Genomic DNA, 14,659 nt, shown 5'->3' on the forward strand with positions numbered 1-14,659 from the left:
GCTTGCGGCCCGATGGATTCCGGGTTCGCGCTGCGCGCGCCCCGGAATGACAGCGGTGGTTAGGTCGTCAACTCCACCGTCTTGAACTCAGCCGGCAGGATGATCTCGAGCAGTTCGACATCGTCAGAATAATCGAGGATCATGTGCTTGATCTTTGGCGGCTGGGTCCAGGCGCTGCCTTGCTGCATCAACGTCTCGCCCTGCCCTTCCATGTAGGTCTTCACCCAGCCCTTGAGCACATAGACCATCTGGAATTGGACGTCGTGGTAATGCAGTTTCGACACCTCTTCCGGATTGCACGGCCCGACCAGCCGGATCACATGCGCCTGCGCGAGCCCGTGCGTGGCGTCAGCAATTCCGAGATCGCGATATTGCGCGTAAGCGCGTAGCCCATCGGCCTTGAAGTCTTCTTCGCGATGATGGCTGATCGCGATGCGCTGCTTCGGCCGCGCCTTGTGTGCCGCCTTGGATACGCGGCCCTTGGACTTGATCGCTTTGCGGGCGGTGGATTTGGCGGCGGTCTTGTGGCCGATCCACTTCTTCCGGACCGCCGTCTTGGCTGCGGGTCTTGATGCCGCCTTCTGTTTGGCCATGGCGTGCCTCCCTATTGCAGGCGTCCGCGACGCGGACGCGTCCAGGAGACGTTATCACTGTTCCACCCGGCGGCAATCGGTCTTAGCGCCTCACTTGGCACCTCACTTGGCGCCTCAGTGCAGGCGGAAGACGCCGTCGACGGCGCGCAGCTCCGCCGGCTTGATCAGCTTGGAATGCGCGACGGTCACCGAGTGCAGCGGCCCCTCGAGCTTCTCCTGCCAGAAGGCGAGGAAATCCTGCAGCGCCGGGAATTTCGGGAAGAGATCGTAATTCTGCCAGACGTAGGTCTGCAGCAGCGAAGGATGGTCCGGCATCCGATAGAGGATCTGCGCCGTCGTCAGCCCGTACCCCAGCATCTGCTTCCGGAAATCGTCGGAAACAACCCCACCAACCCGCGAGACCATATGCCAACCTCCGCTTTCGAAGGAGCGCATTCACGGGATGGCTTTCCTGCCGGAGCCACCCCGGCGGAGATGCGCTCACATGAGAGAAATGTGACGCATGCGACCAACTCATCACAAGCCTAAATGTTTAACGGGCTGTTGAAAAATCGTGCGTTAGCAGCAACTTAGCGCACGTGCTAATACGGGTCTCGCCGCTCGCCCGGAGACCAGTTAATGATGATAAACGATACTGGCAGGCGGCAATTTCGAGTGCCAATTTTTCTGCTAGAAGCCCTTGCCCCCACGCAAAGTCTGGCCTATTTCCATCGCAGCTAGCTTGGCACTCGCCAAGGTAGACTGCTAACGCTCCAGAATTCTACAGCATCCAGAATAGCTTAGGAGGACTGCATGAGTTTCCGTCCGCTTCACGACCGCGTCGTGGTCAAGCGCATCGACGCCGAAGAGAAGACTGCAGGCGGCATCATCATCCCAGACACTGCCAAGGAAAAGCCCTCGCAGGGCGAAGTCGTCGCCGTCGGCCCAGGCGGCCGCGACGAGGCCGGCAAGCTGATCCCGATCGACCTCAAGGTTGGCGATCGCGTGCTGTTCGGCAAGTGGTCCGGCACCGAGGTCAAGATCGACGGCGTAGATCTGTTGATCATGAAGGAAAGCGACATCATGGGCGTCCTCGACGTCCCCGCTTCCAAGAAGAAGGCGGCCTAAGGCCCTCCCTCCCAGGATAAATCCCTCAAGGAAAAACACACATGGCAGCTAAAGAAGTCAAATTCTCCGTCGAAGCGCGCGACAAGATGCTGCGCGGCGTCGACATCCTCGCCAATGCGGTGAAGGTCACCCTCGGCCCGAAGGGCCGCAACGTCGTGCTCGACAAGTCGTTCGGCGCTCCCCGCATCACCAAGGACGGCGTCACCGTCGCCAAGGAAATCGAGCTCGAGGACAAGTTCGAGAACATGGGCGCGCAGATGGTGCGCGAAGTCGCCTCCAAGTCCGCTGATGCGGCCGGCGACGGCACCACCACCGCCACCGTGCTGGCGGCTGCAATCGTCAAGGAAGGCGCCAAGTCGGTCGCCGCCGGCATGAACCCGATGGACCTCAAGCGCGGCATCGACCTCGCGGTCGAGGCTGTGGTTGCGGACCTGCAGAAGAACTCCAAGAAGGTCACCTCCAACGACGAGATCGCCCAGGTTGGCACCATCTCCGCCAACGGCGACGCCGAGATCGGCAAGTTCCTGTCCGACGCCATGAAGAAGGTCGGCAACGAGGGCGTGATCACGGTCGAGGAAGCCAAGTCGCTGGAGACCGAGCTCGACGTCGTCGAGGGCATGCAGTTCGACCGCGGCTACATCTCGCCCTACTTCGTCACCAACGCCGACAAGATGCGCGTTGAGATGGACGACGCCTACATCCTCATCAACGAGAAGAAGCTCTCCTCGCTGAACGAGCTGCTGCCGCTGCTCGAGGCCGTGGTGCAGACCGGCAAGCCGCTTGTCATCGTCGCTGAAGACGTCGAAGGCGAAGCCCTCGCCACCCTGGTCGTCAACCGCCTCCGTGGCGGCCTGAAGGTCGCAGCCGTCAAGGCTCCGGGCTTCGGCGATCGCCGCAAGGCCATGCTGCAGGACATCGCGATCCTGACCGGCGGTCAGGCGATCTCGGAAGATCTCGGCATCAAGCTCGAGAACGTCACGCTGCAGATGCTCGGTCGCGCCAAGAAGGTGATGATCGACAAGGAGAACACCACGATCGTCAACGGCGCCGGCAAGAAGGCCGACATCGAGGCGCGCGTGGCGCAGATCAAGGCGCAGATCGAGGAGACCACCTCGGACTACGACCGTGAGAAGCTGCAGGAGCGTCTCGCCAAGCTCGCGGGCGGCGTCGCGGTGATCCGCGTCGGCGGCGCGACCGAGATCGAGGTGAAGGAGCGCAAGGATCGCGTTGATGACGCGATGCACGCGACCCGCGCGGCCGTCGAAGAAGGCATCGTTCCGGGCGGCGGCGTCGCCCTGCTCCGTGCTTCCGAGCAGCTCAAGGGCATCCGCACCAAGAACGACGACCAGAAGACCGGCGTCGAGATCGTGCGCAAGGCGCTGTCGGCGCCGGCCCGCCAGATCGCGATCAACGCGGGTGAAGACGGCTCCGTCATCGTCGGCAAGATCCTCGAGAACAAGACCTACGCTTACGGCTTCGACTCGCAGACCGGCGAATACGCCGATCTGGTCAAGAAGGGCATCATCGACCCGACCAAGGTCGTGCGCGCCGCGATCCAGAACGCAGCCTCCGTGGCAGCGCTGCTGATCACCACCGAGGCGATGGTCGCCGAAGTGCCGAAGAAGGGCGGCGCCGGCCCCGCAATGCCTCCGGGTGGCGGCATGGGCGGCATGGACTTCTAAGCAGTCCTCGCTTCCAGCGATCCACGACATGCAAAACCCCGGCAGCAATGCCGGGGTTTTTGTTTTTGCCGGTCTTGATCTTCCTCATAAGCCAACCGTACCATCCGGTGTCATTCCGGGGCGGCGCGCAGCGCCGAGCCCGGAATCCATTTCGCCGCTTGCGCAGAGCTCTCCGCTCGCGCCGGATCGCGAATACGGAGCGTTCTGCCGGCACAACTCACTTCGGCGGCTGCAGCTCGACATCGTAACGCGCGTAGATCCGGGCGAGCGTGCCGTCGGCCAGCAATGCCTCCAGCGCAGCGTCGATGCCCTGTCGCAGCTTTTCATCCGGACTGAGCATCCCGATAGCGACATTCCAGTTCAGGTCCGGCTCGTCCTCGAAGGCTGGGATGCGGCGGACGCGCGCATTGGGATGGTTGTGATTGAACCAGCCGATTGCAGCAGGCGTGACCGCCGCGGCATCGATCTCGCCTTTGGCCAACGCGTCCATGATGTCGTCCTCGAACGCGAATGGCGACGTCTTGATCCCGCGCTTGCCGAGCGTCATGGACACGATCGAGCCGACCTGCACGCCGACCCGCTGCTCCGATCCCAACTCGGCCAGCGACGCCACGGTGGAGTTTGCTCCAACCGCCAGCGCGACGCCGCTGCGGTGATAGGGCCGCGACATGCGCAGTCCCACCTCTGCCAGCACCGCGCGGTCGGCGATCGCATCGAGGATGACGTCGCAATCGGCGCGGCGGTACTGGAAGCTGTTGATCACCCAGTGCTGTTCCAGCGAGACTTCGAGCCGCTTCGCCAGCTCCTTCGCGATTTCGACCTGGAACCCCGGAACGTCACCATGCCTGCTGGCGAACGGCAGCGCGTTGGGGTGCGCGCAGAGCGTGAGCGCACCGCGCTGGTGGATCGCTTCGAGCGAACGCGCCGTGGCATCGCTGGCGCCGCACAAGGCCAGCAGGCTTGCGAGAACGACAAATCGCATCGCCGGCATCACTCCTCGAGCGCGCGGATATACGCCACGATCGCCATGATCTGGCTCTCCGAAAAGGCGCCGCCGAAGGCCGGCATGGCACCGGGCTTGCCCTTCCTGATCCGCTCCGCGAGAAAATCGTCGTCGCGTTTCGTGCCGGCGAGCTTCGGTCCCTTGCCGGCGGCGCGGCCACCGTTCTGGTGGCAGAAGCCGCATGAGGTTGCGAACATTGTGCCACCCTCGATGTCGCTCTCCTTGGCCGACTGATCTTGGTTGGGAGCCTGGCTTTGCTGCGCGCGGACGCCCAACGGCCACGAGGACTGCAACAACAGCGCAATGCCAGTGGCGAGAAAAATTGATTTCGACCTTCGCATCAGGATTGCAGCGGTGGGACGCAATAGCATCCCACCGCCTCCCCGTTATGATTGTTACTTCAGCGAAAAGACGACGAGCGCGCCGGCATCCTTCGGCATGCTCTTGTAGGGTTCGCCGAACAGCGCCGGAAATTCATCGGCCACCATGCCGCCCCATCCGGCCGGCACTGCGATGTACTGCTTGCCGCCGGCGGTGTAGCTGATGATGCCGCCATTGTGGCCGACGCCATTATAGTGCGACCACAATTCCGACCCGGTCTCGGCATTGTAGGCGTGCAGCACGCCGCGCGAGTCGGGCACGAACACCAGATTGCCACCGGTGGCGAGCACGCTGGCGAGCGGCGGCTCGCTGAAGGTGACCTCCCATTTCTTGTCGCCGGTGACGGGGTCGCGGGCACTGAGGTGTCCGCGCGCCGGCCCGTCCGGCGGCGGGACCAGCTTGAAGTTGGCGCCGATGTTGAGCTGCGCCATCGGCTCGGTGATTGGCGTGGTCTTCACCACGTCCACGTCCATGCACCATTCCTGTCCGAGCTTGTACCAGAGGCCAGTCTTCGGGTTGTAGGAGCCCGCGTTCCAACTGATGCCGCCGGCGATCGCCGGGCAGAGCGGCGAGCTCGTCTGGCCGAGCGACAGATCGCGCCGACCGATCAGTTCGCCGGTCTTCGGGTCGATATCCTTCACGAAGTTGATGTTCTTGGCGAGCCGCCAGACGTTCTGCAGCTTCCCGTTAGTGCGATCGTAGACGAAGACGAAGCCGCCCTTGTTCGGATGCACGACGAGCTTGCGGCCGTCACGGTCGATCATCAGGAATTCACCGACCGCCGAGTCGAAGTCCCACGCGTCATGCGGCAGCTCCTGGTGATAGAACTTCAGCTTTCCGGTATCGGGGTCGAGTGCGATGACCGAGGTGGTGTAGAGGTTGGTGCCCGGCCGCGGCCCGCTCTTTTGCCAATCCGCGCCGGACCAGTCGTAGAGCGGCGCGGGATTCGCCGTGCCCCACCAGATGGTGTTGGTCTCCGGATCGTAGCCGCCCGGCATCCACGCGCCGCCTCCGCCGGTGCGCCAGGATTCATTGCCCCAGGTCGCCTTGGCGTCCTCGGTGCCGGCCACGGTGAAGAATTCCCATTTCTTCTGGCCGGTCTTGATATCGACGCCGAACAGTGGCCCGCGCGAGGTCCATTCGCCGCCCTGGCTGCCGATGATGACGGTGTCCTTCACCACCAGCGGCGCGCCCGTGAAGCCGACGGTGAGCTTCTTTGAGTCGACCAGGCGCGTGTCCCACGCCGGCTTGCCCGTCTTCATGTCGAGCGCAATGAGACGTCCGTCGACGGTGCCGACGAAGACCTTGCCATCGCCGAGCGCGACGCCGCGATTATACGGCGAGTGCGTTTGCATCGCCACCAGTTGTTCGTCGAGCTCGGGGAAATACGACCAGATGAGCTTGCCGGTCGCGCCATCGAGCGCGTAGACGCGACTGTAGGAGCCCGAGTAGTACAGCACGCCGTCAGCCGCGAGCGGCATCGACTGCAACCCGCGCGTCGAGCGTCCCGGCATATGGATCCAAGCGACCTGAAGATTCTTGACGTTATCAGCGTTGATCTGATCGAGCGCGCTGTAGTGATACGACTTGTAACCGCCGTGGTAGGTCAGCCAATCGTTGGGCGTTTGCTCGGCTGCCTGTAGGCGCGCTGGATCGATCGCCAATGCGGGTGGCGCAACAGCCACAGCGGCCAGCGCGAGTGCCGCACCGCACGTAAGGTACTTGATACCGATTGCCATTGGATTCCTCCCCTTTGATTTTTCATTTTCATGTCAACGGAATTGCATCCCGCCTGCTTCTCGCAGCGGTCTTGTCCTCCCTCTCGTGATTGCCGATTTGTCGTCGCGGCGCGTGCATAGCTCTCCCTCTTGGCGGAGAATGTCGAAGCGCACCCGTGGATAGAAAATAGCCTAGAATGCTCTCTCGAACTGTCAAGCTTCAACACGGCCCCTGGGCGCGGCCTTTTGTGTTCCCCCGCCCGAAAGGCGATCGTCTCGGAGTGGATCGATTTTGCCCGGAAATTGCGATCTGTGTTCTCGGATGAATGGATTCCGGGCTCGATGCTTCGCATCGCCCCGGAATGACGAGGGATAGACTCTCCTCTCGTCATTCCGGGGCGGCGCACCGCGCCGAACCCGGAATCCATTTCACCGCTTGCGCGGACCTATCCGTTCCGTTCCGCGCAACGACGTAAGGAAGGGCCGCCCGTGGGCGGCCCTTCCTCTCACGCACTCTCCGCGGGCTTCAGGCGAACCAGCCTGGTGAGCAGGGCATCAAGGCCCTGCCCGTCGCCCGCATGCAGGTCGATGCGGCCGACCTTCTCCACCAGTCGCTCCAGCGACTCCAGCTCCTTGAGCCGGAGCAGCAGAGGGTTCTCCTCCATCAGGCGGGCGGTGTTCAGGAGCGAACGCGTCGCCGCGGTCTCCTCCTGCCGGCGGATCAGGTTCGCCTTCGCGACCCGCTCCGCCTCCACCACCTTGTTGACGAGCTCGCGGATCTCGCCGGGCAGGATCACGTCCTTCACGCCGAGCTCCGTCACCTCGACACCAGAGTCCGCGACACGCTCGCGGACATAGTCCCGAAGCTCCGCATCGAGCACCGCCTTCGCCGACAGCACCTCGTCGAGCGTGCGGCCGGCGACCGCCTCGCGGATCGCGAACTGCACCAGGCGGTACAGCCACGCATCCACGTCAGGCACCGTCGCCACCACCCGCTCGGGGTCGACGATCCGGCGAAACGCCGTCAGCGTCACCCGCAGCGCGATGCGATCCTTGGTCAGCATCTCCTGCGCGGTGATCTCGATCGCCTGGGGACGCAGATCGAGGCGCTTCACCTCAATCTTGCGACCGGCGATCCAGAAGGCGTGCCGACCGGGCGCCAGCCGCTCCACCAGACGGCCGTCGACATAGAGCAGGCCAGCCTCGTGGTTCTCGACCACCGCCTCGGTGATGACGCCGATCCGCTGACGCTCGATCATCGCCAGATGCCGCGCGTCGACGCGAGGATCGACCGCCACGTCGATGCGCTCGACGTCAACAGCGGTTGCGACCTTCCAGTAGACGCGCACCTGCCAGGGCGTCATCAGGTGCACGGGACGCCCGTCGAGGCTGACGATCGCGATCTCGTTCGCCTTGGTCTCGACCGCCTCGAACAGCTCCGCCGCGAGATCAGGCCGCGCAGCCTTCAGCACCGCGTAGCGATCCGCAGGGAATTCGGTGCGGACGACGTTGAACATCTCCGCTGTCAGGTGGCTGAAGGGATCGAACAGGCGATGACGACCGGGCTCAAGCACGCGCTCGAGCCTGCCGTTGCGCGTCAATAGCGCGCGCTCACCATCCTTCACCGTCAACCGCGTCGTCAGCAAATGCCAGGTCATGGCACGCCTCCATCATTGGCGCTCCGGCCTTGCGGCCACAGAGCGGGTTTCGTTTGCAAAGGATGTCGAGGACGCGGACGCGGCTTCCTGAGAGATCGGCGGGCCGGGTTTGAGCTTGCACGATGACGGGCGCACGCGCGCGAGCGCTCGACGCGTGTCGAGCGATCGAACGGAGCCACCCGGCATCAGCGCAAGCGGTATCCACCGCGGCGCAAAGCCGGTTCTCACAGTGTCTAAGTTCGGACGAAAAGCCCTTTTGGGCGATGCGGCCGGACTGCGACTGAAGCGCGCGTCCGGTCCCCTTTCAGAGGTATCAGCGTTTCAGGCTGAAACGGAGCGCTGGAGCGGGATTCGAACCCGCGACCCGATGAGTAATAGTCACCTGCTCTACCAAACTGAGCTATCCTTTGTTGGTGCAAGAGATCGGAATCGAACCGATGCCTTCGGGTGTTACCCCGACGCTCTCCATGAGCCACATCCTGCGTCTTCATTCGGCGGAACACGAAACCGGAAACCGGCCCGCGCCAGTCGGGTCTCAACGAGCCCGAACCCACGGCCTAGCGAAGGAGCGCGCTAATAAATGAAACATCTCCAAGTTGCAAGAGCGCGCGCGAGATTTTTCGTCATGCTGCAGCCGCTGTAGCTCCGCGACCACACAATGAGGTACGGCAATACGGCGACGCTCAATGCACGCGCGAGCCTATGCGCTCGGTGCGGACAATGCCCGTGGGTGAGCGGGAGTAGAAGATCAGCCCGGCGCGACCGATGATGTTTTCGAGCGGGATATAGCCGACGGCCGACATCACGCGGCTGTCGGTCGAATTATCGCGATTGTCGCCGAGCATGAAGAAATGGCCGGCCGGCACCGTGTAGACGCTGGTATTGTCGTAGAAGCCATTGTCGATACAGTCGAGCGTTTCGTAGCTAACGCCGTTCGGCAGCGTTTCACGCCAACGCCGCGTCGTCGGCTTGTCATTTCCGCAAGGATCTTCGCCGACGAAATCCGGCAGGCGTTCCCGCGCCACGGTCGCGCCGTTGATGGTGAGCTGCCCGTCCCTGACCTGGATGCGGTCCCCCGGCAAACCCACGACACGTTTGATGTAGTCGACGCGGTCGTCCTTCGGCAGACGGAAGACAACCACGTCGCCGCGCGCAGGGTCCGATCCGAAGATGCGTCCTGAAAACAGCCGGGGAGAAAACGGGAAGGAATAATGCGTGTAGCCGTAGGCGAACTTGGAGACGAACAGGTAGTCGCCTTCCAGCAGCGTCGGGGCCATCGAGCGCGCGGGAATGCTGAAGGGTTGAAACAGCAAACTTCTAAACACCACCGGGGAGAGGATCGGAATCGCGAGCACGACTGCCGCGACGATCAGCAATATCTTACCCCACCGCCGACTTCTTCGGCCCGTTTCCTGCACCAACGTCATGCCCCGCCCCATTCCGACATGTACGTTTTCGAACATACACGGGGCGAAGTTCCGCGCAATTGCTTTGCACGGGACGTGCTATGGATTCACGGTTCGCGCCTGAAATACCATTGAATCGCGCTTGACGCGCGTCCGCGTCACTGCACCCTCGCCAGCACCGCGAGCCGGCGGATGCCCTTATTCCGGTACGCATCCAGGAACGCGTAGTAGTTCTTGAAGGAGACGCACCCGTTGGAATCGCCGTTGGGCCCGAGCATGTAGGTGTGCGCGAGCAGGCCGGAGCGGCCGTAGATCTTGTCCTCGCCGCCGATCGGCGTCAGGCGCAGCGCGGGCACGCCGTGGAAGAGCGCTTCGCGCGGCTTGAGCTCGTAGATGTGCGGCGGCGTCACGCCCTGCATGCGGACATGCGCGTAGCGGACGTCGTCGATCTTGGAGCCGAGGCCGGAATGCGCCTCGAGCCGGGTGCCGTCGGGCAGATACACGGTCTTGGTGGCGATGTCGTAGACGGCGGTCTGGCGGTCATAGGGTGGCGAGCCGCCGTTCATCGGGTTCTGGCTCAGCGTCGAGGGAATGCTGGCGGTGACGTTGGCGTCAGCGGAGGCGAACGACAGCAGCGAGCCCGAAGACTCGCGCTTGCCCCAGAGCTTCTCGACGATCGACTGCCTCTCGCCTGAGGCGATCGACATCACCGCCGCCTTGGCGCGCGCCGCCATGTCGCGGACGCCCGACGATTTTGCCGCGGGCTTGGTGTCAACCGGCGCGGCCGGCGTGTTGAGCGCGACTTGCAGCGAGGTCGCCGCTTCCTTCTTCGCCGCTTCAACCCCCTTCGGCGCAGCACCTGCCTTCGCTTCGGCGAGCTTGGCTGCGGCGGCTGGCTTCGACGCTTCCGCGATCTTCGGCGCTTCCGCCGGCGGTGCGGTCTCGGCCGCCCGTGACTCCACGCCCTCCGGAGCGGCGGCCGCAAACCTTTCGTTAAACATAATCGAAGCCGAGCTTGGCTCAGGCTTCGACAAGGTCGGCGGCGGTGGCGGCAGCGACGCGAACACGTCGTTGAAGGACGGCGTCGAACGCGCGGCGACCGCAGCCTCCCGCTTCACGACCGGCGCCTCATAGGCGGCACTGCCCATCGAGGGATAGACGTTCGCCGCGAAGATATTGGTGTAGACGGTCCAGGCGCAGCCGACCACGAGCGCCGCGACCGCGGCGCTGCCAATGAAATGGTGAGGGAGGACTTTCCGGGAAGATTTTTTGCGGGAGGGCGCCGCAAAGCCAAACGCACCGGTACTCGTACTCATTCGCCTTGCGTCCAGAACAGTTCCACTTCTTCCTCGTGTGAGAGTGCAGGACAATCGCCGGAGCATCTCGCAGAGGCGCGGAGCGTCATTAAGGCGACTTTTAGTTAAATGCGGATTAAACGCGGGCAGATCTGAGGCGTGAGAAACGGCAGGAAATTTCCTTACCAATTACCCCGTATTGTTGCGGAAATTGGGCATGATTTATCCCTGTCCCAAAGCGGGATTCGGTTTGCCGAGATCACTCGCTTCCAGGTCGCGTGCCAGGCGTGTACTCACGAATCCCGCGCCGCAGATCAGGGTGCGTATGAGGTCCGCTGTGCCCCTGTTAGCGGCGCGATAGCAGACCTCACCAGAGGTCCGAGTTGGGCCACAAGCCGAGGTCGGATTGGCATGTCGAGGTTATCCGGCAACGTTGTCCATCGCCGCAAGCGTGTGACGCGGCCCGAAGGTCGTCTCGGTCAGCACGCAAACCGGTGTGAGCTTCATGGGCCATGGAAGCTCGGGGTCCGACCCGCGAGCTACGGATTGCGGGGAAACCAAAGGTCCGTGGTCAGTCTCTGAAGCCATTCCAGATGCCCTGAGACAACCTGATTGCGAACTTACCAATGCCGAATATGAAGTATCCTGCGAACACCAGGAAATATATCACCAGCAAGCCGCCGATGAGTTGATAAACAACTTCATCGTTTCGGTCCCAAGCTTGCACGATCATGTAAACAACAGCGGAACCAATCACCACTGCTAGTGTGACAACGAACCGAGCGAGCAGCCAGCGCGCTAACGCGCGCGCATTGTCTTCTGGAAAATAAGTCCAAGCCTCGTCCCAATAAATCGACAGCCTATAAAGCCAGTCTCTAATCATGGTGCAGCTGTTATCATGGCGGGGGCGGTGAGCATGGCGGGACCGTCGACTTTCGAAAGCTTTGGATGCTATCCCAAAGACCCAAAGCCCCAAAAACGAAAATGGCGACGACTACGAGGACACTGTGGGCCCTTTGAAGATCTTGAAAGACGGCTTCTGAACGCATCACTTTTTCTGTGAAGGACCCGAGCCCTTTTGCAATCGCCACAACCAAACCACCAACGATGGCATCAAGCGAGAGCGCGAACGTAACCCGTGTCAGCTTGACACAAAATCTGCAAGTTTGGTTCCGCAAAAACAGCCGAAAAGTCATATCGACCCCCACTTGCAAACTCGAAAAATAGCACTCTAAGATTGTTTTGGACAGCTTAATCTTCTAGGCCGTCCCAAGGTCAGCTCCGGGTCACGATCGGTAATACACTAACTGTTCGTAAGATCTCCGCTTGGCCATCAGAAGCTGACATCGACGTCTTTATGAGTACACGCCCTAATAATTCAACTTCGGATACCAGTCCGTGCCGCGGCCCTCCGGCGTGGTGTCGAGGATGGTCCAGAGCGGATCGATATCAGGCGCGCCGCGCGGGTCTTGGCCGGGGTCGGACATCTTCGGTCCCATCTCGCCCGACCAGAAATGGCGGATGGTGCCGTTGCGCCGCGTGAAGACGTTGTAGCCGGGCGCATCGGCATCGGCCGCGCTGACGTAATCGCGCGTGTAGTCGCCGGACATATCCGAGAAGATCCTGTGCTGCGTCCAGCCGCGCGCCTGCTTCGCCGCGACCAGCCGCTCGATCGGCGAGCGCGCCACGAACACGAAGGCGATGCGCTGCTCGACATCGGGCAGCTTGGCTTCCCAGGTGCCCATGAACGAGGTGCACATCGGACACGGCTTCTCACGCTGCGGCCCGAACATGTAGCTGTAGATCACGAGCGTCTGCTTATCGCCGAACAGCTCGGGAAAACCGACCTGGCCGCCTTCGCCGATGAACTCGTAAGCCTTCGTCACCTCGCCGCCCGGCGGCAACGCCCGGCGCAGCTCGGCGACACGCGCGATCTGGCGGCGCAGCTCGATTTCTTCGATGAGCAGCGCCTGCCGCGCCAGGCGATATTCCGCGCTCTCGTTCGGGTGGCGCGCGGTGTTGGTGGCGGCAAGCTCGGCGGCGGGTTTCAGGATGGAACTGGTCATGACGGAACCTCGCTGGTTGGCGATATCTCGTAGAAGACGTTCCTGGAGGCGCGAAGACGACATGCTTGCTAAAAAATTCTGCTCGTCGTCACCCGCCACCGGGTCGGCGCGTACGCGCCGCCCGATGACAGGCCCCGGCGGATGACCCAGTATTCCACAGCGGCAACTGGAGCCGAAGCGCCGCTGCGTACTGGATACCCCCGCATGCGCGGGGTATGACGCCATCGTTTGCGGCAAGAGCGCGCTACTGCAGTTCCGGCGGCGGCGAGCGGTCGAAGACGTCGCCCTTCGGTCCTTCCAGGAGATAGAGCGCGTAGGTCTCGATCACGAGCGGGCCGCGTTTGCGCTGCACCTCGGCGATCCTCTCCACTTGGGAGAACATCTCCTTCAGGAACGGCGGATCCTCTAGCCCAGCTTCATGGACATAGAGCAGTTTTCCGGCAAGCTCAGCCGCGCTCGGCTCTGACATGTTGACCCAGCGGATACGCTGGGTCGGCTGCGCGACGCAGGTGCCTTTCGGCAGATAGAAGGCGAGCCAGCTCGTGGTGCCGTAATCCGGCGCCAGCACGCAGGTCGCGCCGACACGCGCGCGCGCCGCTTCGATCTCCGCCGCGGTTTCGTGCCAGCCGACGCCGACGCTGCGCACGGTGGCATCACGGCGATAGAGCGAGAGCACGCCGGTATTGGCCTGCGCGATCAGCAGCACGAACATCACGATCCCGGTCGGCGCCGCCCAGCGGCGGCAGAAATCGGCAAGCCGCTGCCAGCGTCCATCCCACGGCACCATCGTCGCGGCCACGGCAGCCGCGACCGTGAAGGCCGGATAGACCGGTGCGAACCAGTTGGCCTCGACACGCGCATGCAGCGAGTGCCAGATGAAATAGACCACGATGATCCAGAACATCAGATTGACGAGCAGGCGCGAGGCGAAGGCGCCAGTGCGGCGGAACGCCAGCGCATGCAGCCCCATCGCGCCGAGGATGAAGACGAGCGGCGTCGCGAACGCGATCTGGGTCGGGATCAGTTCACCGATGAAGGCCACCCTGAAATCCTCGATACGCGCCCGCCCCATCTGCTTGATGAAGGAGACCCAGTGGTGGTCGGCATTCCAGAGGATGACCGGCGCGAACATCAGCAGCGCGAGAAGGCCGCCGAGATAGAGCCAGGGCGACAACAACCAGCGCCGCAGCTTCGGCACCGCGGCGAGCCAAATCAGGATCGCAGGACCGAAAAACAGCGCGGTGTATTTTGACAGGAGCGCAGCGCCGGCGGCGGCGCCGACTGCAAGCCACCATGCGCCCTGCCCGGTCTCCAGCACCTTGGCGAGCGCAAACAGCAGCAGACTTGCGGAGACCAGAAGCGGCGCATCCGGGGTCACGATCATGGTGCCGACCGCGGCCAGCAAGGTGGCGTTGAGCAGGATCGCCGCGCTCGCCGCCACACGCGTGCCGCCGAACAGGATCTCGGATGAGCGATAGACGGCCCAGCTCATCGGCAGCGCCAGCAGGATCGAGACCAGCCGCACGCCGAGCTCGGTATCGCCGGCAATCAGCGTGCCGGCGCGGATCACCAGCGCAACCATCGGCGGATGATCGTAATAGCCGCCGGCCAGATGCTTCGACCACATCCAGTAATAGGCTTCGTCGAAGGTGATTGGCGTAACGGCGGCGGCGAGAAGCCGCAGCAGGACGAGCCCGACGACGGTCACGACGGTCGTACGGACGAGACTCGCCTCGTTCGGATTCATGTC

13 protein-coding genes and 2 tRNA genes are annotated in these 14,659 nt (G+C 63.0%); 2 read left to right on the plus strand and 13 right to left on the minus strand.

The annotated features are described in order from the left end of the window. Positions 1 to 59: 59 nt before the first annotated feature. On the minus strand, positions 60 to 593 hold the full coding sequence (locus ACZYOF_RS01140; protein ID WP_463714497.1) for a cupin domain-containing protein: 534 nt from the start codon (positions 591 to 593) through the stop codon (positions 60 to 62). Positions 594 to 707: 114 nt separating this feature from the next. Further along, positions 708 to 998, minus strand: coding sequence for an usg protein (locus ACZYOF_RS01145; protein WP_282527235.1), 291 nt, complete (start codon positions 996 to 998; stop codon positions 708 to 710). Positions 999 to 1,385: 387 nt separating this feature from the next. Between ACZYOF_RS01145 and ACZYOF_RS01150 the strand changes: the two genes are divergently transcribed. Beyond that, positions 1,386 to 1,700, plus strand: coding sequence for a co-chaperone GroES (locus ACZYOF_RS01150; protein ID WP_130581725.1), 315 nt, complete (start codon positions 1,386 to 1,388; stop codon positions 1,698 to 1,700). A gap of 41 nt (positions 1,701 to 1,741) precedes the next feature. Continuing rightward, positions 1,742 to 3,382 (plus strand): chaperonin GroEL, encoded by a 1,641-nt coding sequence (gene groL / locus ACZYOF_RS01155; protein WP_130581724.1) that lies wholly within the window; start codon positions 1,742 to 1,744, stop codon positions 3,380 to 3,382. Positions 3,383 to 3,599: 217 nt separating this feature from the next. Here the strand turns inward: groL and ACZYOF_RS01160 are convergent, their stop codons facing one another. The 11 genes from ACZYOF_RS01160 to ACZYOF_RS01210 form a co-directional block, all read right to left on the minus strand. Beyond that, complete coding sequence (locus ACZYOF_RS01160; protein ID WP_463714498.1) at positions 3,600 to 4,364, minus strand: substrate-binding periplasmic protein; 765 nt, start codon at positions 4,362 to 4,364, stop codon at positions 3,600 to 3,602. An 8-nt stretch (positions 4,365 to 4,372) separates the two neighbouring features. Beyond that, positions 4,373 to 4,756: a c-type cytochrome gene (locus ACZYOF_RS01165; protein WP_463714499.1), complete on the minus strand. Its 384-nt coding sequence runs from the start codon at positions 4,754 to 4,756 to the stop codon at positions 4,373 to 4,375. Positions 4,757 to 4,780: 24 nt separating this feature from the next. After that, positions 4,781 to 6,505, minus strand: coding sequence for a PQQ-dependent dehydrogenase, methanol/ethanol family (locus ACZYOF_RS01170; protein ID WP_463714500.1), 1,725 nt, complete (start codon positions 6,503 to 6,505; stop codon positions 4,781 to 4,783). Between the two features lie 485 nt (positions 6,506 to 6,990). After that, complete coding sequence (locus ACZYOF_RS01175; protein ID WP_463714501.1) at positions 6,991 to 8,142, minus strand: slipin family protein; 1,152 nt, start codon at positions 8,140 to 8,142, stop codon at positions 6,991 to 6,993. Positions 8,143 to 8,482: 340 nt separating this feature from the next. Beyond that, positions 8,483 to 8,548: transfer RNA gene (locus tag ACZYOF_RS01180), tRNA-Asn, on the minus strand. 5 nt (positions 8,549 to 8,553) lie between these two features. After that, positions 8,554 to 8,625, minus strand: a tRNA-Leu gene (locus tag ACZYOF_RS01185). Between the two features lie 200 nt (positions 8,626 to 8,825). Continuing rightward, positions 8,826 to 9,518 (minus strand): signal peptidase I, encoded by a 693-nt coding sequence (gene lepB, locus ACZYOF_RS01190; protein ID WP_463714502.1) that lies wholly within the window; start codon positions 9,516 to 9,518, stop codon positions 8,826 to 8,828. A gap of 188 nt (positions 9,519 to 9,706) precedes the next feature. After that, a complete protein-coding gene (locus ACZYOF_RS01195) occupies positions 9,707 to 10,864 on the minus strand; it encodes a DUF2778 domain-containing protein (protein ID WP_463714503.1) in 1,158 nt (385 codons plus the stop codon). A 550-nt stretch (positions 10,865 to 11,414) separates the two neighbouring features. Continuing rightward, a complete protein-coding gene (locus ACZYOF_RS01200) occupies positions 11,415 to 11,726 on the minus strand; it encodes a hypothetical protein (RefSeq protein WP_282527241.1) in 312 nt (103 codons plus the stop codon). A 487-nt stretch (positions 11,727 to 12,213) separates the two neighbouring features. Further along, positions 12,214 to 12,909, minus strand: a complete 696-nt coding sequence (locus ACZYOF_RS01205; RefSeq protein ID WP_463714504.1) for a DUF899 family protein — start codon at positions 12,907 to 12,909, stop codon at positions 12,214 to 12,216. 244 nt (positions 12,910 to 13,153) lie between these two features. Continuing rightward, positions 13,154 to 14,656 carry a glycosyltransferase family 39 protein gene (locus ACZYOF_RS01210; RefSeq protein ID WP_463714505.1) on the minus strand — a complete coding sequence of 501 codons (1,503 nt, stop codon included), beginning with the start codon at positions 14,654 to 14,656 and terminating at the stop codon, positions 13,154 to 13,156. Between the last annotated feature and the right edge of the window lie 3 nt (positions 14,657 to 14,659).

It is taken from the genome of Bradyrhizobium sp. LeoA1Lang (genome assembly GCF_055413685.1).